This window comes from Clostridium aromativorans, assembly GCF_020908015.1.
In the GTDB taxonomy this organism is placed as follows: Bacteria; Bacillota; Clostridia; order Clostridiales; family Clostridiaceae; genus Clostridium_B; species Clostridium_B aromativorans.
Map to the genome: position 1 here is coordinate 1 of NZ_JAJJPB010000020.1, position 26,830 is coordinate 26,830.

Here is a 26,830-nt window from a genome sequence, read left to right on the forward strand (position 1 = left end):
GTAAAAAGGGAATGTCTATAATTTTGGCAGCATATAAATCGAGGCTTACAGGTATGCCGGTTAAATTTCCATTCAAAGATTTTTCAACTATGGATATGGTAGATGTAGACAAAATACTCAGTAATAAATGAAAAGGTGGAAATGTTGATGAAAACAGCTTCTAATGGCCAAAGCAGAATTGTATACATATTAATTATCTTGAGTTTAATAGCAAATTACCTTATGTTTCCAAGTTTGATTGTAGTCCAGTTATTTGCAGCTTTTTATGTTACTATAATTTATAAGAAATTTATTACCTGCAAATTGGATCTTATATATTTTTCTACATTATTGTTTGCTATTATAAATTTTTCACTGAAGATACCCATAGGAAGTAGATATGAAGTATATTATTTTTATGTGACTTTGTTTATATATATGCTATTTTTCATATATGGTTTTGTGAAACACTATAATAATATTGGTTTTGATTTAATTAAGAATAATAAGTATTTTATTTTTATCAGTATATTCATTGTATATATGCTGTTTGGTTTTTTTATTTCTGAAGATAAAAAGTTGTCCATTAAGTATATATTTAATTTTTTTATTATGATATCCCTTATGATTATGATGATTTGGGAAAATAGATCTAGAACAGTCATGAATAAGAGCCTAAAGCTTTTAGAATATATATATATGGGCGTATTGTTTCTTGGAACATTGGAAATATTTGGAGTAAGGTATGGAGTTAGAAATCATTTTGAAGAGTGGGATCCTATAGTAACCCAGATAAGTTATGTTAAAAAGATACCAGTTGTGTTTTTTTACAATCCCAATAATTATGCAGCATTTTTAGTTATAGGCATGACGATATTAATTGGAGCATGGCTATTCACCAATAGCAGATTTAATAAAAGGATCTATTTGTTGTTATATTTCATAAGTCAGTTAAATTTAATATTTACTAGATCCAGAACAGCCTGGATTACTATATTTATTGTATTATTATTTATGATAATTTTCTATTCTTTCTCAAATAATAGAAGTGTGTATAATATAAAAAGACTTGCAATTTTGGCAACTGTTACCATAGCGGTATTTTTAGGAATTTCTTTTATACCGAATATGCAGCCTTTTTATGGGAAAATAACAGGTTCAAGATTATTGAGCAAATTGAATATTTTTAATTCAGATTATCGTTTGAACCCGCAGGATGAAAAATTACTGCAGCTGGGCAAAAAAGGATCGGAGAACGAGAGATATACACTTATCTATGATGTAGTACATGGAGTTATTATTCAAAAACATTATCTGGGCTTTGGTCCTGGAAATATTGAAAACTATGTAAAAAAGATGAATAATACTTTTGGAGTCCTGAATGTTCACAGTTTCTGGTTTGAAATATTGGGAAATTTTGGTGTGGCAATTTTTTTATACACAATATATATATATGCCAACATGATAAGATCTCCGCTGCGTTCTTATGATTATTCAGATAGGGAGATGAAGAAATACTCAATTATGTTTTCATCAAATTTGTTTGGAATAGTGTTTTTATCTTTTGGACCCAGTACTATTATGTGGTATACACCTTTTTGGATATCTATGGGTATGTCAATGGCTCTTATAACGAGTAACAGAAAAATTTAAAAATAATTAGAATCTGAGGTGCTGTTAATTGAAGATTTTAATACTAGCAAGCTGGTATCCTGACAGTGTGAATCCTGTAAATGGTATATTCATTAAAGAACAAGTTAAAGCTTTGAAACAGGTTGGATTAATACCAGTTGTATTTTACCCCTATGACAAGAATATAAACAGGGGAAAATGTATGAGATTTGTTGAAGATGAAATAATTGTATATAGGGCCAATACTGATTATTTTAAAAAAGCTAAAATATCGAGGCTTTTCAGCATGATCAAGGCAGCCAAAATGTTGAACAAAATAGTAGTTGAAAACAATATAAGTTTAATACACTGCCATGTATGTTATACAGCAGGTTTTATAGGATACATATATAGTAAGTTCTTTAATAATATACCATATATAATAACAGAACATTCCTCAAAAGTTCATGAATTCTCAAATAAAATTTATAATAGGATTTTATTTTATTTATCATATAAAAGAGCCAGATATGTAATTACGGTAAGTACATATCTGGCAAAAGAGCTTGCCAGCTTAAAATTCAAATTTAAAAGTAAGATAATAGGGAATGTTGTAGATACATCTTTATATTTTTGCAATAATAAGCAAACAGGTAATAATGATAAAAAAAATTGGCGTTTGTTGTTTATAGGATTGATGCCTGACAGTGAAGTAAAGGGACTACAATATTTTATACCTGCACTTGCTGATTTTATAACTGAAAATCCTTACTATAATATAGATTTTAATATAGTAGGTGATGGTTCTAAAAGGCATAAATATGAGAAAATGTGTAAAGATCTTCACATATCAGATAAATGCAATTTTTATGGAAAGGTGGATAAATCTGAAATACCAAAATTAATAGATAGGAATGATTTTTTAATATTGCCTAGTATTAAGGAAACATTTGGCAGCGTATTGATAGAATCCATGGCTGGAGGGAAACCTGTACTTGCAACTGAGTGCGGCGGACCAGAGGATTTTGTAAATGAAAAAGTTGGAATATTAGTTAAACCTGGCAGTAAAAAGCAATTGGAAATTGGGATAAAATCCATGATAGAAAATTATGATTATTTTGATCCCAATTACATAAGAAATTATGCTGAATCTAAGTTCAATTATGATTCAATTGGTGAAGAACTTAAAGAATTATATATTAGTATTCTTTCAAGTTAATTATTGAAGTGATTTTTGAAAGGATGGATTATATTGTCAAATTGTATATTTCATATACCATTTAAAATAAATGAAAATTGGCCGTCAGCATCTCAAATAAGACCTTTGAGGATGCTGAATGCTTTTAAAAGTATTGGATATAATGTAGATATTGTTATGGGATATGGAAAAGAAAGAAAATATAGTATAGGGCAAATAAAAAGAAAAATTAAAGATGGAGTAAAATATGATTTTATGTACTCGGAAAGTTCTACGGAGCCAACAATATTAACTGAAAAAAATCATATTCCAATGTTTCCATTTTTAGATTTTGGTTTTTTTAGTTTTTGTAAGAGACACGGAATAAAAATTGGATTATTTTATAGAGATGTATATTGGAAGTTTGACGAATACAAGTTATCAGTATCATTTGTAAAGAGAATTATAGCATGTATGTTCTACAAATATGATTTATTGAGGTATAAGTATCTTTTGGATGTTTTTTATCTTCCATCATTGAAGATGTATGATTATATACCGATAGATTTTAAAGGAAAAGTTGAGGAATTGCCTCCTGCAGCTGAAAAACATAAAATATCTTTTCAAAGCGACATAAATGATATGAAAAAGAATTTGAATATATTTTATGTAGGGGGACTAAATTATCTCTATAATCTGGAATATCTTTTTGAAGTAGTCAATCAGAATAAAAATTTGAGCTTGACAGTTTGTTGCAGGGAAAAGGAATGGAATTCAGAAAAATATAAATACCAAAAATATATTAATGACAGAATACATATAATTCACGAATCAGGAGACAAATTGATTCCATATTTTAAAAAGGCAGATTTATTTAGTATTTTTGTAAAACCTCAGAAGTATAGGGAATTTGCTATGCCTGTAAAGTTGTTTGACTACCTTACTTATGGCAAACCTGTAATTGCTACAAATATGACATCTGTTGGGGAGTTTATAAATGATAATGATATAGGATGGGCTATAGACTATTCAAGAGAAGAATTAAAAAAACAATTGGAATATATAATTAATAATCCTAAGTCATACGGAGAAAAAATAAATAATATAAAAAAAATTATATGGTACAATACTTGGGAGGCAAGAGCGAGAAAAGTTGTAGATGATTTAAAAGAATAGTTTTGGAGGAGTATATATGAAAATATGTTATCTGTCCGATGCAAATAGTATACATACTAAAAAACTGTGTGATTTTTTTAAAAATAGAGGATATGATATATATGTTATATCTCTGAATCCTGGCAAAATAGACGGGGTCTGTGTATACACTTTGGATTATGATTTAACGGAAACTAGAAAAAATAGTTCTATAAAAAAATTAAAGTATCTATCTTCTATTACAAAAGTGAAAAATATTATTTATAAAATAAAGCCTGATATAGTTCATGCTCACTATGCAACTAGTTATGGACTATTGGGAGCATTATCTAAATTTCATCCATTTATATTGTCGGTATGGGGAAGTGACGTATTTGATTTTCCACAAAACGGTATATTAAAAAAAATCATGCTTAAATACAATTTAAAAAAAGCCGATAGGATACTTTCTACAAGTAAAGTCATGGCAATTGAAACCAATAAATATACAGATAAAAAAATAGAGGTAACACCTTTTGGTGTCAATTTGAATTTATTTAAGCCATCTGAGGATAAATATAGAAGTAAGGATTGTATAACTATAGGGACAATAAAAACTCTGGAAGAAAAATATGGAATAGAGTATTTAATTAGGGCCTTTGGAAAATTACATAAAAAGTATCCAGATAAAAAATTGAAGTTGGAAATAGGCGGAAGGGGATCTCAGAGAGATTATCTAGAAAATCTTGCTGTTGATTTGGGAATAAAAGATGAAATTAGGTTTCTTGGATTTTTAGATAGAAAACAGGTTGCAGAGGCATTTAATAGATTTGATATAGCTGTATTTCCTTCTACTTTAGATAGTGAAAGCTTTGGAGTTGCAGTAGTTGAGGCCCAGTCCTGCGGCACTCCAGTTATAGTATCGGATGTTGGAGGACTTCCAGAAGCTACAGATCCTAATGTATCAAGTATTCTTGTTAAAAAGAAGAACAGTGATGATATAGAACTAGCTCTGGAGAAGCTGATTTTAGACAGGAATTTGAGAATACTGATGGGAAAAAATGCAAGAAAATTTGTGGAAGATAATTTTAATGTAGAAGATAATTTTAATAAAATTGATATTATATACAAGAATGTAGTGAATTCATAGTTATATTTGGTGGTGAAATTATGAAAATATTGTTTTTGACACAGTACTGTCCTCCAGAAGTAGGTGCACCTCAAAATAGAATTTTTGAGTTTGCAAAACGTCTAAAAAAGTTTGGACATGAAGTTACGATACTTACGGCTATGCCAAATTACCCTAAAGGAGAAATATTTGAAGGATATAAAGGCAAGAAGGTTGTAATAGAAAAAATAGATGGAATAAGGATAATTAGAACGAGAATATATGCTACTAAAGAAAAGGGATTTCTAAAAAGACTCCGAAATTATCTTTCTTTTACCTTTTCTTCTGTATTTACCGGCTCTAAATATATTGAGAAACAAGATGTAGTTATAACTGAATCACCCCCTCTCTTTTTAGGATGGTCAGGTTATGTGATAGCTAGAAAAATAAAGGCTAAATTTGTGTTCAATGTATCGGATCTATGGCCTGAATCTGCTGTTAAACTCGGTGTACTTCATAATAAGCTGTTGATAAAAGCATCTACATGGCTGGAGGAGTTTTGTTATAGAAAGGCTGATGCAATTACAGGCCAAACAAGAGGAATAGTTGACAATATAATTGACAGGGGATTTGATAGTGAAAAAATTCATCTTATAACCAATGGAGTGGATACTGAATTTTTTAGAAAAGAGAACAGAGATGAAAAATTTAGAGAATCTATAGGCATAAACGGTAAATTCGCAGCCTGTTACGGTGGAATACACGGTTTAGCTCAAGGACTTGAAATTATAATAAATGCGGCAGAAATTTTAAAAGAACATAGGAACATACAATTTGTTTTTGTAGGGGATGGTCCCGAAAAGCAAAAACTTATAAATATGGCGGCTGAAAAAAAACTTGAAAATGTTACTTTTTTACCAGTTCAGCCAAAAGCTAATATGCCTAAGATAATTGCCTCCATGGATGCTTCTATTATACCATTGAAAAAACTGGATATATTTAAAGGTGCCCTTCCCTCAAAAATGTTTGAAGCACTTGCAACAGAACTTCCTATTGTACTTGCCGTTGATGGTGAAGCTGCAAGATTGATAGAAGAAGCTGAGGCAGGAATAGTGGTTGAACCGGAAAATTCATCTGATCTGGCGAATGCGGTTTTAAAATTATCCAAAGATGATGAATTGAGAAGAAAACTCGGAAGTAATGGAAGGAAATATGCTATAACAAATTATTCCAGAGATAATATAACTAGAAAACTGGAGAATATACTTTCCAGTATTGTGAAATGATCAGTATATTTGTTTCGGAATCTGGAGGTTAATATGAAAGATGCAAGTACAATTAAGCTGGTATTGAAAAAAGGACTTGTGCAAATATTCAGTGCGAATTTTGTAAATAAAGTGATACAGTTTGGCATAATGTTTTTTATGACTAGAATATTGGGGAAAAAACTATATGGAGATTTTACATATGCTCAAAATATATTGAATATATTTTTGACACTGGAAGGCCTGGGAATGGTGTCTAGTTCGCTGCAATACTGCAGTATGGAGAAAAGAGAAGATAGAAGACTATCTTATTTTAAATATGCTGTTAAAATAGGAAGTGCCTTTAATTTACTTATAGCTATATCAATTATAGTATATACTGTATTTTTCAAACTGCCAGTAGAGGGAAGTACCCAGATGCTTTTTTATCTGTCGGCAATTCCCCTTATGACAATATTTTTTAATGAAATTCAAACACTGCTTAGAGCGGAACTTAGGAATAACGAATTTTCACTGCTTACAATCACAAACACTTTATTGTACTTTTTTGGCAATGTTTGTTTTGGATATTATTTTAGTGTAAATGGTATAATTGCTGGGAGATATATGGCATATATAATTTCTATTATTATTGGCATATATCTTATACGTAATCAGGTGAAAAAGATTGCTAAGATAGCTTATCCCGCCAAGGAAGAAAAAAGGGATTTTTTAAAATATTCTGTGGTTAGCTGTCTTACAAATGCAATGTCGCAGCTGCTGTATCTAATGGATACTTTTTTTGTAGGAGCTATAACCAAGAGTAGTGAGATAATAGCGTCTTATAATGTTGCTATGTTAATTCCGTTTAATTTGATGTTTATTCCTATGTCAATATTGACTTTTGCCTATCCTTATTTTGCAAGGCATTGGGATGATAGAAAATGGATTAAAGATAAATATTATATACTTGTTAAGTATCTGTTTATTTTAAATATATTTATAACGATTGTCCTTATAGTATTTGCTCCTTTTATTGTGGAAACTGTATTTACTAAGCAATATTCTGATTCAATTACCAATTTTAGAATATTGACTGTGGGATATCTTATAGCAGGTACCTTTAGAATACCATCGGGCAATGTGCTTGCCAGTATGAAACTTGTGAAAGTCAACTTTTATAATTCAATGATAACAGGTATAGTCAATATAGTTCTTAATATAGTTCTTATAACTAAGTTTGGATCTATTGGGGCATCATTATCTACAGTTTCAACTTATATATTGTCTTCAATCATATCCAATGTATATCTTAGAAAATATGTCAATGAATAATTTTAAAAAAGGAGTACTAAATTATGGCAATTTATCAGTTGATATTGTATTTATCCATCTATATGTATGTAATTATTATGCCGCTAGTATATAGTAAATTCAAATTTATGGGAATACCATTTAGTGGAGATATATGGATGCTAGTAGTATTTTTTATATATTTTATAGGACTTGTATTTTTTAAAGACATGAGAAAGAGTTTTATTAGAGGTATAAAGGGATTTTTATCTGATTATTTGAGTATATCTATAATGGCCCTGATAATTATAATGGCTGTTTCATCTATCTATGCAGATTATAAAATGGAATCTGTTTATAAAACTCTGAGATATATGAGTTACATAATTTTATATTTCATAATATTTAGCCAGGGGTTTGAAAAGAAATTTTTAAAAGGAATTTTATATTGTTATATATTTATTTCTGTTATAGTAGGAATTATAGGAATATGGGATTATGCTTCAGGAATAGGTGTGATTCAAGCAGGGGAATCTGTAAGCAGACTCAGAATTAGTTCAACGCTGGAAAATTCTAATAATTTAGGAGCCTATTTTATTTTAATTATATTTCCCATAATAATGCTTGCTATTAAGGAAAAGGACATAAAGAGGAAGGTACTTTATATATTGATTGCATCCATATTTTTATTGAATATACTATTTAGCTTTTCCAGGAATGCATGGCTTGGATTTGGGATAGGATGTATAATAATTGCATTTATGTACAGCCTGAAATTTTTATTTACACTAATCCCCATTGGAATAGTCAGCTTTTTTATACCGCAGATTTCTAGTAGGTTGAGGGAATTGACAGATGTTACCCAAAATACATCTAGAATAAAAATTTGGGATACAGCTATAATGATAATTAAGGATCATTCCATTATAGGTGTAGGAAATGGAAATTTTGAAAAAGCATGTGCTAGATACATGTATCAAAAACCGGGTCTGAAAACAAGTAATTTTGTTCCAAAACATCCCCATAATATTTTTCTGGAAATGCAAGCAGAAATGGGAATATTTGGAACAGCTGCATTTGTATCAATTATAATTTCATCTATGGTAAAACTCATATATTTTCTTAAGAATGTTAAAGATAAATTTTTTTTAAAGTTTTATAGAGGGTTCTTTGTGTCTTTTGTGGTTTTTATATTGATGAATTTAATTGATGATTTTTTTTCTGCACCAAAAGTCATATCCTTTTTTTGGATCACAATGGCCATACTCCAATCCTATGAATTAAAGGATGAGTATAGTTTTACTGAAATCAATAATTTGCACTAGGATCAGCGGTTAGATGTAGAGATAATGTAGAAAAAAAGCGGTAAAAGGGTGAAAGTGACAAAAGAGAGAGTATGTATTATAATGAAAAGCATGCGAGCAGGTTAAGTTAAAAAATAAAAACATGTCGCAATTGTAAGTTGATTAATTATTTATATTTAAGAGGTGTTTTTATGAAGAAATTGAGATTTGCCATTATAGGCTGCGGAAGGATTTCATATAAACATGTTGAAGCCCTGGCAGCCAATAAAGATGAAGCAGTTTTAGTGGCAGTATGTGATGTAGTAAGTGAAAAGGCTGAGAAAAGAAAAAATGAATATGCGGATAAAATAGACAGAGCTTATATTCCGGAAATTTATACAGACTATAAGAAGATGCTTGCGAACCAGGACATAGATGTGGTTACCATAGCTACTGAAAGTGGATATCATCCTGAAATAGCCATCTACTGTATGGACAAGAATAAAAATGTCATATGCGAGAAGCCCATGGCACTTTCTATACAGGATGCAGATGCGATGATAGAAGCATCTGAAAGAAACCATGTAAAGCTGTGCATATGTCATCAGAACAGGTTCAACAAGCCGGTGCAGCAGCTTAGAGAAGCTGTGGAGGGAAACAGGTTCGGCAGGCTTGTAAACGGCACGGCCAGAATACTCTGGAGCAGAGATATGGACTATTACAATCAGGCTCCCTGGAGAGGGACCTGGAAACTCGATGGAGGCACACTGATGAATCAGTGTATACACAATATAGATTTACTCCAGTGGATGATGGGTGGAGAAATCTATAGTGTATATGCCCAGTGTGATACCTTTATAAGAAATATAGAGGCGGAGGATTTTGGGGCGATTATAATAAGATTCAAAAATGGCTCCATAGGAATAGTGGAGGGAAGTGCCTGTGTTTATCCAAAGAATCTGGAAGAAACCCTCAGCATATTTGGAGAAAAAGGCACCGTGTGCATAGGCGGACTTGCAGTAAATAAGATAGAGACCTGGGAATTTGCAGATCACAGGGACGTAGATGATGAGATGTCAAGGACACAGGAAGGGAATCCCGATACCGTATATGGTTTTGGACACATACCTCTTTTCAAGGATATGATAGATGCAGTAAACAATAATACGAGACCTCTCATAGATGGGAAAGAGGGTAAAAAGGGAATGTCTATAATTTTGGCAGCATATAAATCGAGGCTTACAGGTATGCCGGTTAAATTTCCATTCAAAGATTTTTCAACTATGGATATGAAAGGCATTGCAAAAATTAATGACTAGCAGTTTTAGTATTGGAAATGAAATAATTTAATTTTCAATCTTCAAATATATGAGAATAGGAGAGTTAATATGTGTGAAAGATATATATCTAATAATGCCAAAATTGGCAATAATATAACTATTGGAAGATTTGCTGTCATAGAAGATGAGGTCATATTGGGTAACAACTGTGTAATAGGCCATAATGTGGTGATTCACAGGGGATCTAAAATAGGCGACAATGTGAGAATAGATGATAATACTGTAATAGGCAAGGAGCCAATGAGATCGGTAAACAGTATATTCAAAGATGATAAAAAATTCGAACCAGCTTTAATAAAAAGCGGGTGTCTTATAGGTGCAGGAGTTATAATTTACTGTGGATGTACTATAGGTGAAAATGTACTCGTTGCGGATCTTGCAACCATAAGAGAAAATGTAAGCATAGGAAACAAGACTATAATAGGGAGAGGAACAGCTGTGGAGAATTTCTCGAAGATTGGTTCAAACTGCAAGATTGAGACAAATGTGTATATTACGGCTTATTCTGATATTGAAGACAATGTGTTTATTGCGCCTGGAGTTGTAACTTCAAACGATAATTTTGCAGCTAGATCCAAAGAAAGATATAAGCATTTTAAAGGTGTGACTGTTAAAAAAGGTGGAAGGATAGGTGCCCAAGCAACTATACTGCCAGGTAAGATCATAAATGAAGATGGTTTTGCCGCAGCGGGAAGTGTAGTTACAAAAGATGTGGAAAAAGAAACTATAGTTGCAGGAAACCCGGCCAGGAAATTTAGAAACGTTCCTGAAGATCAGCTTCTTAAAAACCAATAATAAATTTAACAGGAGGATATCCATGAAAATATTGACAGTTGTAGGAGCAAGGCCTCAATTTATCAAGGCTGCTGCTGTTTCCAACATAATAAGAAAACATCACAGTGAGATATTGGTACATACCGGACAGCATTATGATGAAAATATGTCCAAAGTATTTTTTGAAGAACTTAACATACCTAAGCCGGATTACAATTTAGGCGTGGGATCGGGAAGTCATGGAAAGCAGACGGGAACCATGCTTATAAAACTTGAAGAAGTGTATGAAAAGGAGAAACCTGATTTTGTGCTGGTGTACGGTGATACCAATTCGACTCTTGCAGGAGCGCTGTGTGCCAGCAAATTATTGATTCCAGTGGCCCATGTGGAAGCAGGGCTCAGGAGCTTTAATATGGAGATGCCGGAGGAACAGAACAGGGTTCTTACAGATCATATTTCCAATATTTTGTTTGTACCTACAAAATCTGCAGAAAAGAATTTGAAAGATGAGGGAATAAAAAAAGGCGTCTATAATGTGGGTGATGTTATGTTTGATGCCATTTTGAATTTTAAAAAGCTCGCGAGAAGCAGGAGTGAAATTATAGAGGAACTTGACCTTGAGGGTAAAGAATACATACTAACTACTATACACAGGGCTGAAAATACAGATCATATAGATAAATTGAGCAATATAGTAGGAGCTCTTAATGAATGCGGTAAAACGGTTGTACTTCCACTTCACCCTAGAACTAGGAAATATATGCTGAATTATGGACTTGAGTTCAGTGAAAATGTAAAGGTAACAGATCCTGTGGGGTATTTGGAAATGATAAACCTGGAGATGAATTCACAAAAAATAGTTACGGACAGCGGTGGAGTCCAAAAAGAAGCTTTCTTTATGAGAAAGCCCTGCATAACTATGAGGGAGGAGACAGAATGGGTTGAAACTGTAGAAAACGGCTGGAACAAGATAGTGGGAACTGACAGAGAAAAAATATTGGATGCTGTATTGAACTTTATACCTTCAAGGGAGCAGAAGAATATATTTGGAGACGGCAGTGCCTCCTCTAAGATACTTGAAATACTTGATAAAAGATGATTTGGAAAATTAATTTTAAAGCCTTTTAAATGGGAGGTGGCAGTTATAAAAGTATTACAGATTATATCCGGGAATGATACGGGCGGTGGTGGAAGCCATGTACTTAATTTAAGTCTTTATTCAAATCCCATGTTTCACAGTATTATAGGCACCTTAGGTGGAGGGGGACTTTATGAAAAAAGTAAAAGACTTAATGTAGATACGATAAAATTCAAGAAGAGTCTTACTTATGACAGGTATATGTTAAAGTACATAGACAGAAACAAAATCGACATTGTCAATTTCCATGGTGCAAAGGCATTTTTTGCCCATTATTTTTTAAAGGATAAAATAAAAATTCCTACAGTGGCTACAGTACACAGCGACTTTAGAGATGATTTTTTAAATAATAGTGTGAAATATAAATTGTTTACTCCTCTCAGCAAAAAAGGATTGAAAAGTTTTCACAGATACATATGTGTATCGGATTATATAAAAGACATTTTAGACGAAGAAAATTTTAGAGGGAGAAAATTCAGGGTTAACAACGGTATTGATATAAATGGATTCACTGTAAGAGAAAATAGGGAAGACATAAGAAAAAAGTATAACATACCTAAAGAGGATTTTTTGTATGTAAATGTGGCCAGAATGCATCCTGTAAAAAATCAGATGTCCCTTATACAAGCCTTTGGAATTATTAGAGATAAAGTTAAAAATGTAAAGCTCATAATAGTTGGAGATGGATCAGAGGAATTGAAGCTGAGGAATTTGATTGTGGACTTAAAGCTGCAGGAGGATGTAATACTTACAGGGTATAGTGAAAATGCCTTAGATTTTATAAATGCAGGGGATGTGGGAATATTGACATCATTTAGTGAGGGAGGGGCGCCTCCACTAGTGCTGCTTGAAAGTGCTGCTGTAAAAAAACCTTTTATAGCTCCAGACGTAGGTGATATGGATAAAATTTTAGATGAAAATTCCATATTTTTAGTCGACCCCAATTCCATAGAGAGTATAAGCAGTAAAATGAAGTTGGCTTATGATAGAAGAGAATACCTAGCGAAAATGGGAGAAAATCTGTATAATATCTGTGTGAAAAAATTTTCAATAGATAATTTTTGTAGACAATATAATGATATATACAATGAAATAATTTCACAAAAATAGTTGGAGTGAATTAGATGGCAGGAAAAAAGATAATAAAAAGTTCTGTTGTAGTTATGCTTCTCATAATAGGGGGCAAAATTTTGGCAATGGTGAGAGATTCTCTCATAGCCGCAAAGTTTGGGGCAACTTATATAAGTGATATATATAATTTTTCACTGGGGCTTGTATATCTTTTAACTACTATAAGCTATGGCCTTACTACGACTTTTATACCTCTCAATTCAGAACATATTGAACACAGCAGCAGCAAAAAAAGAAATGAGTTTGTAAACAATATAATAACTTTGTCTACTTTTTTCACAGTTATAATTACGATGATGCTCATTGTATTTTCAAAGCAGATAGTGTATGTATTTGGTCATGCATTTACTGCAAATGTGGACATATACAGTCAATCCGTTGAAATAACCAGGATAATGCTGCTATCCCTTGTATTTGTAACACTTCAAAGCGTAGTTACGGGAGTATTGCAGTCACATAAAAAATTTTACGAACCTGCGGCTATGGCGTTGGTTTCCAATCTTGTATATATAGTTTACCTGGTATTTTTAACATCCAGATATGGAATAAAGGGATTTGCCGTAGCTACTGTAATAGGATTTTTTGTTCAGTTCGCTATAAACCTTCCAAGGTATAGAAAGCTTGGATATAAATATAAATTTGTAATGGATATAAAAAATAGAGATGCCCATTCCATGTTCAAGTTGATGGTACCTATAATTATAAGTACTTCAGTGGTGCAGCTTAATTTGTTTATAAACAGATCTTTTGCCAATAACATATATTTTGGTGCGGTTACGGTGCTCGATTATTCAAATAAGATAAATACCCTGGCTTATGAAGTTTTTGCCATAGGAATTGCCATGATTGTATATCCTACCCTTTCGGAATTGGCAGTAAAGAAGGATATTTTAAGGTATAAAAAAGCTCTGGTCAACGCTATAAATATAATAATGATAATTATGATACCAGCAGCAGTTGCCATAGGGATTTTAAGACATCCCCTCGTGAATTTGATTTTTAGACACGGAGCCTTTGATTTGACGGCTTCAGATTTGACTTCCAATGCACTTTTATTTTATTGTCCTGCAATGATTGCCTATGGGATAAGGGATATATTAAATAAGGCCTTTTATTCCATTAAGGATGCTAGGACGCCTATGATAAACAGCTTTGTGGGAATAATCATAAATATAATCATAAATTTTATTCTGATAAAACATATGAAAGTTTCAGGGCTTGCTTTAGCTACTACAATTTCAGCAATTATAACTACAATGCTTATGACGACAAGTTTAAACAAAAAATTAAACGGCATGAATATGAAAAAAATTTTTTATGGTCTATTGAAGATAAGTTTTTCTTCTACAGTTATGGGTGTATGTATATATACTGTAAATTATATTTGCATGAATGAAATTTCCTCTTTTATGTGGAGCAATATTATATCTATCTTTGTATCTTTTGTGCTTGGCAGTGCAGTTTACTTTATATGCCTGCATTTTACCAGAATTGAAGAGTATGAGTACATTCTTAATGCAGTTAAAGATAAAATTCCAATATAGTAACCTATTTTTAGATAAAGAGGGTGGTGGGCATAATAAAAAAGCGTATTTTGGGTATGGATGTTATAAGGGCTGTTTCAATAATTGCGGTTATAACACTGCATGCTTCAGCAACTGTGCTCTACAGATGCATGCCTTATTCTACTACGTATAATATATCATTCATAATAAATCAGCTTTCCAGGTTTTGTGTTCCGGCCTTCATAGTTATTTCAGGCATGGGACTTACTGTGAATTATAAAGAAGGTGGAAGTTATTCTGAATTCATAATGAAGAGATTTTTCAGAGTGGTACCTCAATACATAGTATGGTGCATAATTTATATACTGCTGATAACCAAAAATTTTAACATACAGGAGGACATAAACGACATAATTTATGGAAATGTATTCTATCATTTTTATTATGTACCGCTGATAATTGAATTTTATATCATATTTCCATTTATATATAGATTTATGGGTAAAAGATGGTGGGTATTTTTTAGCTTTATCATTACAGTCCTTTTACTTGCATATACATATTATTTTAAAAGTGTTTCTCCGGAGGAATGGTTCTGGAATAAAAAAAATCTATTATACTGGCTTTTTTATTTTTCAATGGGAGGTTATATAGGTAAAAATATTGATAGGATTTCCGAAAAATTGAATAGCCACAGACTTTTTGTATCTGTGTTGTTTTTAATTTCGGCTTTTATAGTTATATACGGCTTTATATCTGGCAATCAATTTGTTAAAAATGTAGACTATGTAACCACTTTTCAGAGACCGGCAGTACTTGTTTATTCTACATTCTTCATATTTTTTATATTTAGTTTTAACTTTAGCAGGGGATTTATTATGAATATCGTAAGATATATATCGGATATTTCTTATGATATATATCTGGTTCAGTCTGGTATACTGTATCTTTATACTCAATATTATATGAGTAGGTATATTCATGCAGATAATTTGAGTTTTGAAATAAACGCCTTTTTAATAACTATTTTTGGATCTATTGTTATAAGTAAAGTAAAAAAAGTTTTATAGTGAAAACATCTATGATATAATAAGTAAAAATATAGGAGAGTAGGTGAACTTGCTAAGTTATGCAGGCGGATGAAATAGAAATAAATGTTGAAGAGGATATAAAAAGCAAAAGGGTACAGTTTTTTTTAAAGAGAGCATTTGATCTTGTATTTTCTGCTGTAGGATTGATATTATTGAGTATAGTTTTTATTTTAATTGCAATTTGGATTAAGATGGATTCTAAGGGGCCTGCTATTTTTAAACAGATTAGAGTGGGTAAGAATGGAGAAAATTTTACAATATATAAATTTAGAACAATGGTGGTAGATGCGGAAAAAAAACATGAGCTGAACATTGATCCAAATAATTTAGAGAATTTTGTGTTCCAAAGTAGAAGCGACAGCAGAGTGACTAAGTCCGGCGCTTTCTTGAGGAAAACAAGTCTGGATGAAATACCTCAACTTTTCAACGTGTTATTGGGGAATATGAGTCTGGTAGGACCAAGACCTGAAATACCTGATGTGGTTAAACTGTATCCTAAGGCTTATAGACAAAGACTTTTGGTTACTCCAGGAATAACAGGTCTTGCCCAGGTAAGTGGAAGAGGGGAAATAGAGCTTGGCAAAACTGTTTATTATGATTTGACATATATAAAAAAATTTTCCCTCTTAATGGATGTAAAGATCTTATTTAAAACAATCTTTTCCGTATTTAAAAGTGAAGGGGCATTTTAAATGTTTACTAGGTTGTTAAAATACAATGTATTCAATGGAAGTAAATCAGATCTTATGAATTATATAGATAAATTTTCAAAAGTTAATATAGTATCAGGTAATCCAGAGGTATTGTACAATGGACTTAAGGACGATGCACTGTTAAAAAATTTTACGAATGCCAATACTGTAATAATCCCAGATGGAATTGGCACTCTTTTAGCTTCTAAAATTGTTGGCGTGCCTATAAGGCAAAGGATAACCGGTATTGAAGTCATGGAGAATATAATAAAAAAATGTGAGGAGGAGGGGAAAGCTATATATTTACTTGGGGCAAAGCAGAATGTCCTGGATGTGTGTGTGACAAATTTAAAGAAAAGATATCCTCCTTTAAATATATCCGGCAGTCATAATGGTTATTTTGATCTAGATGATTGTGAAAGTATACTTACTGATATAAAATCCAGTGCTCCCTATGCTCTATTTGTAGCAATGGGTACTCCAAAACAGGATATCTTTATATCACAAAATATGAATGAGCTGCCCTGCAGTATATATATGGGTGTAGGAGGAAGTTTTGATGTATTTGCAGGAAAAGTAAAAAGGGCTCCAAAGTGGATGATAGCTCTAGGACTTGAATGGCTTTATAGAGTCATCAAGGAACCTTCTAGAATAAAGAGGCTGATATCTATACCAAAATTTTTATTAAAAGTGATAGCTTTTAATAAAAAAAAATCTAAGTTTGATTAATGTTTTTAATCAGGCTTAGACTGTAATAATTATTTAATTTTGTTTTCCAGTATATCCTTGAAATTGATACTTTCTAGTTCTTTGATCAATCTGTTTTGTACTCTTAAAAGTGAGTTATGTATATAGCAGTGTCCATTTCTATTTGCAGTACAATGTCCGGGATCATATAAACATCTGTTTAAATAAATAGGTCCGTCAATAGCTTTGATTATACTCATAAGAGTTATCTCCTCGGGCATAAGATTTAATGCATAGCCTCCATTAACCCCTCTATAGGATTTAATTATACCTGAGTGAGTTAACTTCCTTAAAAGTTTAAGAAGAAATCTAAGTGGTACATTTTCATTTTTAGCTATGGATTTAGCTTCAATTCTCTTGCCATAACCCAATTTTGACAAATAAAGTACAACTCTAAGGCCATAATCTGATTCCTGTGTAATCCTCATATGCAATATCTCCCCAAAAATATTTATTTTTAAATAATTAATAAATTAGGTACAATTAAAAATATAATATACAATTTAATTATACCTAATTTATATTATAATATAAAGAAAATATATATAAAATACGAATATTTATGGCAATTTATCTAAGCTTTCAAAGGTATAACCTTGATTTTTCCAATCTTTTATTACAGAGTCCAATATTTCAGAATTTGTTTTCGAAACTGCATGAAGCAATACAATTGCTCCATTGTGAGTCCTGCGGCTTATCATTTTTTGAGACTCTATAGGAGAAGGCTGCCTTTTAACATTCCAATCGTTATAGGCAAAACTCCAGAAAATAGTTTTATAACCTAATTTTTTAGTATAAAATAGAGAAAGCTCACTGTATTTTCCCATAGGGGGTCTAAAAAAATGCGGCATTTCCTTGCCTGTGACTTCTCTATAGGCATCTTCTGTTACTAAAAATTCATTCTCAAATTTTATAGGATCTTTTGCAGTCTCCGCCATTGAAGGGTGCTTTGTAGAATGGTTGCATACTAGGTGTCCTTCTTTTACCATTCTGTTTATCAAATCTGCATTGCCTTTTATATAGGGTGTTGTAACAAAAAAAGCAGCAGGAACATTATTTGATTTTAGTATATCCAGTATTTTTGAAGTATAGCCGTTTTCATATCCTTCATCAAAGGTTAAATAGAGTACTTTTTTAGAGGTATTGCCTAAATAGTATGCAGAGTATTTATTTGTAAGTTTTAGAATGTCTTCAGGTATCTCTGAAGGAGTGCCTTTGTTGTTGGGTTTAAAAAACCAGTTTTTTTCACTTCTGTCCAATTTAGATACATCTAAATTCTGAAGCCTGCTGGCGGACTTTTGAGTACTATTTTCTTTAGGATTGGCTTTTGTTTGAAAGGCCCAAGATTTGTTATATATTAAAGGCGCCTCTTTTTTATAAAAAGCCATAACAGTATAGGAATACAAAAAAATTATGCACATTAAAAAGATGGATATTAATTTTTTGAACATAGTTGTATCATCACCTACCTTATAATATATAATTTATGGTATACTTAATCTGATAATTTATACTTGGGCTTTAGAGGCAGTATTAGTAAATTGTTCAATAAAAATATAAACCTCTTTAAGTAAGTGTATAGTAAAATTGGAGATAACGGCGTGGATGATTTTATTAAAAATATTGAAGAAATTTATAAACTTATAAATACAAAATTAGATAGTAAAATTAAATTTAGATCTATAGAAAATTGTAAAAAAAAATTTAATATCGAAAGAGATAAATATTTTGCTGAGTATTACTATAATCAGGAAATAGTAAGTAAAGCAAAAGATGTAATATATACACCTTATGAAATATCAAGATATATGCTTGAAAATTTAATAAATCCCATGGATGTAATTGAAAATCCATTTATAAAAATAATAGATCCTTCTTGTGGATGCGGGAACTTGATATGTCCATGTTTTTACTATTTAAAAAGCATATTTGAAAATAATATAAAAGCCATAGATAATCACAATAATATTGATTTACAAATTAAGGATATAAACAAGCATATAGTGTGCAATAATTTATTCGGTTTTGATATAGATGAAACCGCAATAAAAATTTTAAAAATAGATCTATTCAGTATTAGCGGAGGATTCAATTCAGAAAATTTTGAAGTAAAGGATTTTTTAATAGGGAATATAGACGAAAAATTTGATATATTTATAGGTAATCCGCCCTATATAGGACATAAACGTGTAGATAGAGATTACTATAAGGATTTAAAAAAAATATATGGAAATATATACAGAGATAAAAGTGATATATCCTATTGCTTTTTAAAAAAGTCTCTGGATTGTTTGAAAAAAGTAGGAAAGCTTGGATTTATTACTTCTAGATATTTTTGTGAATCCTGCAGCGGTGAGGAACTTAGAAAATTTTTAATTGAAAATGCCTCTATATATAAAATTGTAGATTTTTATGGAATACGTCCCTTTAAGAATGTGGGGATTGACCCTATAATAATGTTTTTGATAAAAGAGAAGAATTCACATAATAATATAGAAGTTATAAAACCTAAAAAAGGTATTGAGCTGAGAAAAAATAGATCTTACGGCTCCATATTTTTGAAAAAATATGGAGAATATAGGAGCTTCTTTATAGATCAGGATTCTCTGGAAAATAAAGGTTGGATATTTATTGATAAAATTGAGAGAAGAATAGTTGATAAAATAAAAAAAAGAAGTAAATATACTTTAAAGGATATTTGTGAAAGCCACCAGGGAGTAATAACGGGTTGTGATAAGGCGTTTATAATAGACGAATGTATTTTGAAGGAAAAAAATATTGAAGGTAAATTAATCAGACCCTGGATAAAAAGCAGCTATATACATAGAAATAAAATAATGTATAAAGGAAAGTTTATTATATATTCTAATTTTATAAAAAATGAGAAAGATTATCCAAATTCCATAAATTATATAAAGACCTGTAAGGAGAAGCTTTTACATAGAAGAGAGTGTAAAAAGGGTATTAGAAAATGGTATGAGCTTCAATGGGGAAGAAAACCTGAGATATTTGAAGGCAAGAAAATTGTATTTCCATACAAATCTAAAAACAATAGGTTTGCTTTAGATGAAGGAAGTTATTTTAGTGCAGACGTATATTCACTGGTGTTAAAGAAAAATGTAAACTTTACGTATGATAATCTGCTTAAAATTTTAAACAGCCCTTTATATGAATTTTACTTTAAAACCTTTGGCAAAAAATTAGGAGAGAATTTGTATGAATACTATCCAAATAATTTGATGAAACTGAGTATTCCCGTTATTGATTTTTGTGAAAAATATGATGCAGAAAGCTATTTATACAAATTTTTTGGATTGACAGAAGGTGAAATTAAAATTGTAAAAAGGAATTATTGTATTGATGAATAGCTGTAATAGAGATTTTTATGAGGTTATTGAAAATTTTATTGTCACGATATAAAATTATTATTATAATGATGTTTGCTGTAGGAAAAAATTATATTTTAAGATGGCTGGGGGGTATATTTATGGATTTATGGTTAAGAGAAAGTCAAATCTCAGATGCTGTTATGACGTATAAGATAAAACAAACTTTGATTAGAAAGAAAACTAAATATCAGGATTTAGCTATAGTGGATACATATTGTTTTGGAAAAATGCTTGTTTTAGATGGAATAGTGCAAACCACTGTTAAAGATGAATACGTGTATCATGAAATGATAACCCATGTACCTCTATTTACCCATCCGAATCCCCAAAAAGTGCTTGTAGTTGGGGGAGGAGATGGTGGCGCCGTAAAGGAGATTTTAAAGCACCCTACGGTGGAAAGAGTTGTTCTCTGTGAAATTGATCAGGAGGTCATTGAACAGTGTAGAAAATACCTTCCTGAAATAAGCTTTGCATTAGATGATCCAAGATGTGAAATTTTTATTGGGGACGGGATAAAGTATGTACATGAACATAAGAACAGTTTTGATGTTATTATAGTGGATTCCACAGATCCTTTTGGTGCTGCAGAAGGCCTTTTTGGTAGAAGTTTTTATAAGGAAATAGATGAGTGCTTGACAGAAAATGGTATATTTGTGGCTCAGACGGAAACACCTTTTTATTTGCCTGAGGTGGTAAAAGGCATTTACAATGATGCAAAAGCTGTTTTCCCAATAACAAAATTGTTTATGGCAGGTATACCGACTTATCCAAGTGGATTTTGGAGTTTTACATTGGGTTCTAAAAAATATGATCCACAAAAAGTAGATTTATCTTCATCGGTGAATATAAATACGAAGTACTATACAAAAGAATTGCATAAAGCCTGTTTTGTGCTCCCAAAATTTATAGAGAATTTAACAAAATAAAAATACATTTGTTTTAATTTTTAAACTGGTAAAAAGCATATACAGTAGAGTAATATACTTGCTGTATATGTTTTTTTTACCTATATTTTTCTATAGGGGCGCTGAAAAATGACATATATTTGATAATAATTTATATATATGTTTAAAAATATAATATATGGTAAAAATGAATAATAAAATGACTAACGAAAAAAAAAGGAAGATTATTACACTTATAGAATAATAATTAAGGTAAACATTTTATTCTATAGATTACAAGGGTATTACGTAAAAAATAACAGAAGGGGGGTAAAAATGTCTGGCTCGGACTATGCATATTTGCATATGCTAAAGTTTAGTGTACTAAACTTTAGTCATATAACATTAAGGCTATTATATGTTATATGGTAAATTAAAGTTAAAATTATGTTTTAACGCTAAAATTATGTTAGAAGTTTTATAGTGTAATTTTAGTAGAGCTTTGGATAATTCATGAATTTAGAATTTCAAATTAAAATCGATAAACTCATAGTGAGTATAAAAGGAGAATTAGATCATCATAGTGCAGAGGAAGTTAGAATTAAAATTGATGATAGATTGGACAGGGATGGATTGAACAAACTTATAATGGATTTTTCAGGAGTAAGTTTTATGGACAGTTCTGGAATAGGGGTGGTTATTGGAAGGTATAAAAAACTAAATTTAAAGAACGGTTCCATGTGTATTGCAGGAGCAACTGATTTGGTAAAGAGAGTATTTGAACTTTCAGGATTGTTTAAAATTATAAAGCTTTATGATAATGTTGAGGAAGCAATTGAGAATATTTAATGGGGGGATAAATATTATGTACGATAACAGTATGAAAATAGAGTTTATTAGTAAATCACAAAATGAAAGTTTTGCCAGAGTAGCAGTAGCAGCGTTTGTGTCTCAGTTAGATCCTACTATAGAAGAATTAACGGATGTTAAAACTGCAGTTTCGGAGGCTGTTACGAACTCTATTATTCATGGTTATGAAAATAAGGAAGGAATAGTTAAAATTGAGGCTTTTATTAAAAACAGAGAACTTACTTTAACTGTGGAAGATACGGGAGTGGGAATAGAGGACATAGATTTAGCGAGACAGCCGCTTTATACATCTAGACCTGATCTTGAAAGATCAGGAATGGGATTTACTGTAATGGAGACTTTTATGGATTCGCTTAAAGTGGAATCTAAAAAAAATAAAGGGACAAGATTGATAATGAAAAAAGTTTTTAATTCATTAAGTTAGGTGAATGATATGGATGAAGAAGCAGTAAAAAAATTAAAGTGTAGTTATGAAGATAACTTGGACTTAATTAAATATGCAAAGCAAGGGGATAAAGATGCCTTAAATAAATTGGTAAAATTGAATTTGCCATTGGTATCAACTATAAGCAAAAAATTTTTAAATAGAGGATACGAGTATGAGGATATATTTCAAATAGGATGTATGGGACTCATGAAGGCAATAAATAACTTTGATCCAGGTTACAATGTAAAGTTTTCTACATATGCTGTACCAATGATATTAGGAGAAATAAAGAGATTTTTAAGAGACGATGGAATGATAAAAGTGAGTAGAAGTGTAAAAAATACAGCTAAAAAACTTCATTATGATAGAGAGGCATTGACAAAAAAGTTGAATAGAGAACCTACTGTGGAAGAGCTGGCTGAATACTCTGGTGTTGAAGTTGAAGATCTGATATTTGCTACGGAGTCTGTTACCAGTTTGCAGTATCTCTATGATACTATACACCAGGATGATGGCTCCCCGGTTCTCTTAATAGATAAAATAAGTAATAATCCAAATGAAGACGTAGAAATGATAGATAGAATTGCACTTAAAGAGGCACTTAAAGATTTAGATGTAAAATCACGACAGATTATAATGCTTAGATATTTTAAAGATAAAACTCAGGTTCAGGTAGCTAAAATGTTGGGTATAAATCAGGTACAGGTTTCTAGAATAGAAAAGAAAGTGTTAAAGAACATGAGAAAAATATTAGGTGGATAGCTGAAAATAAATATCAAAGTACAAAGTTTAAATCTTCATTAATTGTACATTGCGAATTGTCTAAACTTGTACTTTGATATTTTATTCTAATTATTTGTATCTGGTGTTTTAGGAGGTATATCTCCAGGATTTTTAACATTTTCACCATCGTTTGTATCATCTTCTGAACTGCCGTCAGAATTATTCTGACCCCTGTTTAAATTGGTGTCATCTTTTTTTGTATTTCCAGTATTGGTGTCATCTGTGGACTTATTGTTATTTGTCTTATCTTTGTGTTTTGTAAAATAGTCAAAAATGTTCCAGGAGCGATGCATGTCGCATTTTTCAGTTGGAACTGTACCTGATATAAAAAATTCAGTATAGACTTTACTTCCTTCAGGATCTGTATAACAGGCTGAAACAGGTAACTTACCTGATTCGGAACAAATTGACTGGGCCACTACTCCGGAAGGCATTTTAATATCTTTTACAGGTAAATTCTTATGAAGAGGAGACATTATATTTGCCCAGAGTTTTGCCGCAGAGTTGCTGTTGAGGGAACTGTCCAAAACTGTGTTGTCATCATTTCCAATCCAAACTGCAGCGGAATAGTAAGGCGTTAGCCCACAGAACCACAGGTTTTTGCTGTCACTGGAAGTTCCAGTTTTACCTCTTACAGGCATATTTCCTATATTTGCACTAGGAGCAGTACCTTCAGTACTGACCGGACCTTTGAGCATATCATACATTATATATGCTGCCTGGGGAGAAAGAACTTTTTTTGTCTTGGTTTTATTCTCCAGTAGAATTTTTCCATTTCTATCCTCAACTTTAGTGTAGAGTTTCGGTGAAGTATATGTGCCTGAATTTCCAAACACCCCGTAAGCGGCAGACATTATCAATGTATTTACACCATGATGGAGTTCTCCGAGGGACAGTGCAGCTATACTACTTCTATCATCATTGTCTAGAGTAATTCCAAATTTTTCTGCATAATCGGCAGCGGTATTTAATCCCAATTTGTCTTCAAGTTTTACTGCAACTAGATTTATAGAATGAGTTATAGCTGTCCTCAAGGTCATATTTCCACCTATGTAGGTATCATCTTTAGGCTGATAGGGTTCTCCGTTGGTGGTATATTTGTAAGAAACTTCATCTGATAATGGAGAATCTTCAAAAATACTGGCTGCTGTAAATTTTTTAGAGTCTATGGCAGGACCGTATACAGTTAATGGTTTTATACTGGAACCAGAAGGTCTCAAATAATTTTCCGATGCAGCTCGGTTAAAGGATCTTGCAGGCTGTGTGCCCCTTCCACCTACCAATGCTTTGACTTCTCCAGAATGATAGTCCATGACTACAGCAGAAGCCTGAGGCTGTACAATTCCGTTTTTATCCAATGATGAAGCTTGTAAAACACTGCTGTTATCCAAAGTATTTTGAGTTTCTTGCTGTAAATTTTTATTCATTGTAGTATGTATTTTTAAACCATCGTACATAAGTAAATTTTCTATTTCGTCATCACTATAATGGTATTGTGCTTTTAAGTCTTTTTTTACCGAATTGATTACCGATACTGTAAACCATTCATTATTGTAACCATTGCTTACAGTAGGCTGTGGATTAATATTCAATTTACCTGTAGAAATGTCATTTATTGCTGAAGTATATTGAGGTTGAGATATATATCCATTTTCATACATTTTTTTTATTACGGTGGCAGTTCTATTTAAATATATAGATGGATTTTTTCGTGAGGCTGGAGAATAAGGATAATATACGGATGGACTTTGAGGCATACCTGCAATAAAAGCGCATTGAATTAAATTCAAATCTTTTGCAGGCTTTCCAAAATACTGTTTGGAAGCAGCTTCAACACCTAAGGCTCTTCCGCCTAAAAAAATTGTATTCATATATGCTTCTAGTATTTGATCTTTACTTAATTTTTGTTCAAGCTGCAGAGAAAGATATATCTCCTGTAATTTTCGTTTGTAAGATACTTCTGGTGACAAAAATATGCTTCTCACCAGCTGCTGTGTTATTGTAGATGCACCTTGAATATTTGATTCTTTTATAAATTTGCTTTTAATATCTATGAATATTACCCCGATAAGTCTTTTTAAATCTATGCCCTTATGGGTATAAAACCGTTCATCTTCTATGCTGACGAAAGCATTTTTCAAATTTTGGGGCATACTGCTAAATGGAATTACTGTTCTCTGTTGAGGAGTGACCACTGCATCCATTAGCTCATCCTTATCATCATATAGAACAGAAGGTTCGCTTAAATTTAATATTTGATTTACATCTAATTTAGGGGAGTTTTTTATAATTGCAAGGGATATACCCATTAAGACTATAAATGCTATTATTAACAGACCAGATAAAATGATAGCTACTTTTTTAAAAGTCTTGGTTTGGGTTTTTTTATGTCTTTTAACCATAATTGTCCTCCTTGTTTTAACCTTTACATTTAAATTATTATAACATAAATTAAAGTGTTAATGAAACATATAAATTTTTAGGTAAATAAAGAATCATTTATTGTCATATATTATGGTATATGATTATAAGGGTGTGATGGATATAAGAAGATTTCATGTTACTGATAATAGAGTGAAAATCCTATTTATAATAGGGTGTACATTGATGATCTTAGGACTGTTTATTTATTTTGTGAATGCAGAAATAAGTCCAGCAATTGTGAAAGCTACTGATGTGCAAGCTAGAACTATAATTACTGAAACCATAAATTCGGTAATTATAGAAGAGTATTCAAAACAATTTGATTACAAAAATATTATAGATGTAGAAAAAGATAATCAGGGGAATATAAATATGATAAGGACAGATACGTTAAAGATGAATAAAATAGCTTGTGATGTGGCTATTAAGTGTCAGCAAAGACTAAAGAAGATAGGAAAAGTTGGATTAAAAGTTCCTTTGGGATATATAATGAAAAATAATTTACTGGTATTTTTAGGGCCTAATATAACTGTCAAAATGCAGCCTGTAGGGTATATAGAAACCAAATATATATCTAGTTTTGAAAGTGTGGGCATAAACCAATCAAGACATAAAATATATGTTGAAGTAAACACGAATATGAAAATTATAATTCCCCTTGGAACTGAAGATATAAAAGTAAAAAATGAAGTACCCATATCGGATACTATTGTATTAGGTAAGGTCCCGGAAACTGCTATAAATTTAGGAATTGATAAATCAGGGTTTAAAATTTCAAATTAATTGTAAAAGATTAATAGGGGAAA

Annotated in this window: 24 protein-coding genes and 1 pseudogene; 22 read left to right on the forward strand and 3 right to left on the reverse strand. The window is 31.4% G+C overall.

Annotated features, from left to right (window positions below; translation table 11 throughout):
* The 16 genes and pseudogenes from LN736_RS13575 to LN736_RS13650 form a co-directional block, all read left to right on the forward strand.
* Nucleotides 1-131 (forward strand): annotated as a pseudogene (locus tag LN736_RS13575) (Gfo/Idh/MocA family protein); the annotation flags it as partial.
* Between the two features lie 16 nt (nt 132-147).
* Nucleotides 148-1,632, forward strand: coding sequence for an O-antigen ligase family protein (locus LN736_RS13580; RefSeq protein ID WP_150356188.1), 1,485 nt, complete (start codon nt 148-150; stop codon nt 1,630-1,632).
* Between the two features lie 28 nt (nt 1,633-1,660).
* Entirely contained in the window at nt 1,661-2,809 is a 1,149-nt protein-coding gene (locus tag LN736_RS13585; protein ID WP_150356187.1) for a glycosyltransferase, read from the forward strand.
* A 27-nt stretch (nt 2,810-2,836) separates the two neighbouring features.
* On the forward strand, nt 2,837-3,943 hold the full coding sequence (locus LN736_RS13590; protein ID WP_179978322.1) for a glycosyltransferase: 1,107 nt from the start codon (nt 2,837-2,839) through the stop codon (nt 3,941-3,943).
* Between the two features lie 16 nt (nt 3,944-3,959).
* Complete coding sequence (locus LN736_RS13595) at nt 3,960-5,051, forward strand: glycosyltransferase (RefSeq protein WP_150356185.1); 1,092 nt, start codon at nt 3,960-3,962, stop codon at nt 5,049-5,051.
* Nucleotides 5,052-5,071: 20 nt separating this feature from the next.
* Nucleotides 5,072-6,295 carry a glycosyltransferase family 4 protein gene (locus LN736_RS13600; RefSeq protein ID WP_150356184.1) on the forward strand — a complete coding sequence of 408 codons (1,224 nt, stop codon included), beginning with the start codon at nt 5,072-5,074 and terminating at the stop codon, nt 6,293-6,295.
* Between the two features lie 33 nt (nt 6,296-6,328).
* Nucleotides 6,329-7,588, forward strand: a complete 1,260-nt coding sequence (locus LN736_RS13605) for an oligosaccharide flippase family protein (RefSeq protein WP_150356183.1) — start codon at nt 6,329-6,331, stop codon at nt 7,586-7,588.
* A 23-nt stretch (nt 7,589-7,611) separates the two neighbouring features.
* Nucleotides 7,612-8,871, forward strand: a complete 1,260-nt coding sequence (locus LN736_RS13610; RefSeq protein ID WP_150356182.1) for an O-antigen ligase family protein — start codon at nt 7,612-7,614, stop codon at nt 8,869-8,871.
* A gap of 170 nt (nt 8,872-9,041) precedes the next feature.
* Entirely contained in the window at nt 9,042-10,148 is a 1,107-nt protein-coding gene (locus LN736_RS13615) for a Gfo/Idh/MocA family protein (RefSeq protein ID WP_229981732.1), read from the forward strand.
* A 69-nt stretch (nt 10,149-10,217) separates the two neighbouring features.
* Nucleotides 10,218-10,964: an N-acetyltransferase gene (locus LN736_RS13620; RefSeq protein ID WP_150356181.1), complete on the forward strand. Its 747-nt coding sequence runs from the start codon at nt 10,218-10,220 to the stop codon at nt 10,962-10,964.
* Between the two features lie 22 nt (nt 10,965-10,986).
* Nucleotides 10,987-12,042: a non-hydrolyzing UDP-N-acetylglucosamine 2-epimerase gene (gene wecB, locus LN736_RS13625; RefSeq protein ID WP_150356180.1), complete on the forward strand. Its 1,056-nt coding sequence runs from the start codon at nt 10,987-10,989 to the stop codon at nt 12,040-12,042.
* Between the two features lie 36 nt (nt 12,043-12,078).
* Nucleotides 12,079-13,191: a glycosyltransferase family 4 protein gene (locus tag LN736_RS13630; RefSeq protein WP_190972164.1), complete on the forward strand. Its 1,113-nt coding sequence runs from the start codon at nt 12,079-12,081 to the stop codon at nt 13,189-13,191.
* Between the two features lie 14 nt (nt 13,192-13,205).
* Nucleotides 13,206-14,756 carry a murein biosynthesis integral membrane protein MurJ gene (gene murJ, locus LN736_RS13635; RefSeq protein ID WP_229981733.1) on the forward strand — a complete coding sequence of 517 codons (1,551 nt, stop codon included), beginning with the start codon at nt 13,206-13,208 and terminating at the stop codon, nt 14,754-14,756.
* 26 nt (nt 14,757-14,782) lie between these two features.
* Nucleotides 14,783-15,787 carry an acyltransferase gene (locus tag LN736_RS13640; protein ID WP_150356212.1) on the forward strand — a complete coding sequence of 335 codons (1,005 nt, stop codon included), beginning with the start codon at nt 14,783-14,785 and terminating at the stop codon, nt 15,785-15,787.
* 59 nt (nt 15,788-15,846) lie between these two features.
* A complete protein-coding gene (locus LN736_RS13645; RefSeq protein WP_179977878.1) occupies nt 15,847-16,500 on the forward strand; it encodes a sugar transferase in 654 nt (217 codons plus the stop codon).
* On the forward strand, nt 16,501-17,229 hold the full coding sequence (locus tag LN736_RS13650) for a WecB/TagA/CpsF family glycosyltransferase (RefSeq protein WP_229981734.1): 729 nt from the start codon (nt 16,501-16,503) through the stop codon (nt 17,227-17,229).
* A 29-nt stretch (nt 17,230-17,258) separates the two neighbouring features.
* Here LN736_RS13650 and LN736_RS13655 read toward each other — a convergent pair whose 3' ends face one another.
* Nucleotides 17,259-17,675 (reverse strand): RrF2 family transcriptional regulator, encoded by a 417-nt coding sequence (locus tag LN736_RS13655; protein WP_150356176.1) that lies wholly within the window; start codon nt 17,673-17,675, stop codon nt 17,259-17,261.
* Nucleotides 17,676-17,807: 132 nt separating this feature from the next.
* Nucleotides 17,808-18,635: a delta-lactam-biosynthetic de-N-acetylase gene (pdaA, locus tag LN736_RS13660; RefSeq protein ID WP_407647173.1), complete on the reverse strand. Its 828-nt coding sequence runs from the start codon at nt 18,633-18,635 to the stop codon at nt 17,808-17,810.
* A 213-nt stretch (nt 18,636-18,848) separates the two neighbouring features.
* Between pdaA and LN736_RS13665 the strand changes: the two genes are divergently transcribed.
* The 5 genes from LN736_RS13665 to sigF all read left to right on the forward strand — a co-directional run bounded on the left by LN736_RS13665 (nt 18,849) and on the right by sigF (nt 23,579).
* Nucleotides 18,849-20,615 carry an Eco57I restriction-modification methylase domain-containing protein gene (locus LN736_RS13665; RefSeq protein WP_229981735.1) on the forward strand — a complete coding sequence of 589 codons (1,767 nt, stop codon included), beginning with the start codon at nt 18,849-18,851 and terminating at the stop codon, nt 20,613-20,615.
* Nucleotides 20,616-20,734: 119 nt separating this feature from the next.
* The gene (gene speE, locus LN736_RS13670) at nt 20,735-21,562 is read left to right on the forward strand and encodes a polyamine aminopropyltransferase (protein WP_179977874.1); all 828 of its coding nucleotides are present in this window, start codon (nt 20,735-20,737) and stop codon (nt 21,560-21,562) included.
* A 471-nt stretch (nt 21,563-22,033) separates the two neighbouring features.
* Nucleotides 22,034-22,369 (forward strand): anti-sigma F factor antagonist, encoded by a 336-nt coding sequence (gene spoIIAA / locus LN736_RS13675; RefSeq protein WP_150358804.1) that lies wholly within the window; start codon nt 22,034-22,036, stop codon nt 22,367-22,369.
* A 16-nt stretch (nt 22,370-22,385) separates the two neighbouring features.
* Entirely contained in the window at nt 22,386-22,814 is a 429-nt protein-coding gene (spoIIAB, locus tag LN736_RS13680; RefSeq protein ID WP_150358805.1) for an anti-sigma F factor, read from the forward strand.
* A 9-nt stretch (nt 22,815-22,823) separates the two neighbouring features.
* Nucleotides 22,824-23,579 carry an RNA polymerase sporulation sigma factor SigF gene (sigF, locus tag LN736_RS13685; protein ID WP_150358806.1) on the forward strand — a complete coding sequence of 252 codons (756 nt, stop codon included), beginning with the start codon at nt 22,824-22,826 and terminating at the stop codon, nt 23,577-23,579.
* Nucleotides 23,580-23,665: 86 nt separating this feature from the next.
* Here sigF and LN736_RS13690 read toward each other — a convergent pair whose 3' ends face one another.
* Nucleotides 23,666-26,002, reverse strand: a complete 2,337-nt coding sequence (locus LN736_RS13690; RefSeq protein ID WP_229981736.1) for a transglycosylase domain-containing protein — start codon at nt 26,000-26,002, stop codon at nt 23,666-23,668.
* Between the two features lie 136 nt (nt 26,003-26,138).
* Here LN736_RS13690 and yunB point away from each other — a divergent pair, with 136 nt between their 5' ends.
* Entirely contained in the window at nt 26,139-26,807 is a 669-nt protein-coding gene (gene yunB / locus LN736_RS13695; RefSeq protein ID WP_179977872.1) for a sporulation protein YunB, read from the forward strand.
* The last annotated feature ends 23 nt before the right edge of the window (nt 26,808-26,830 follow it).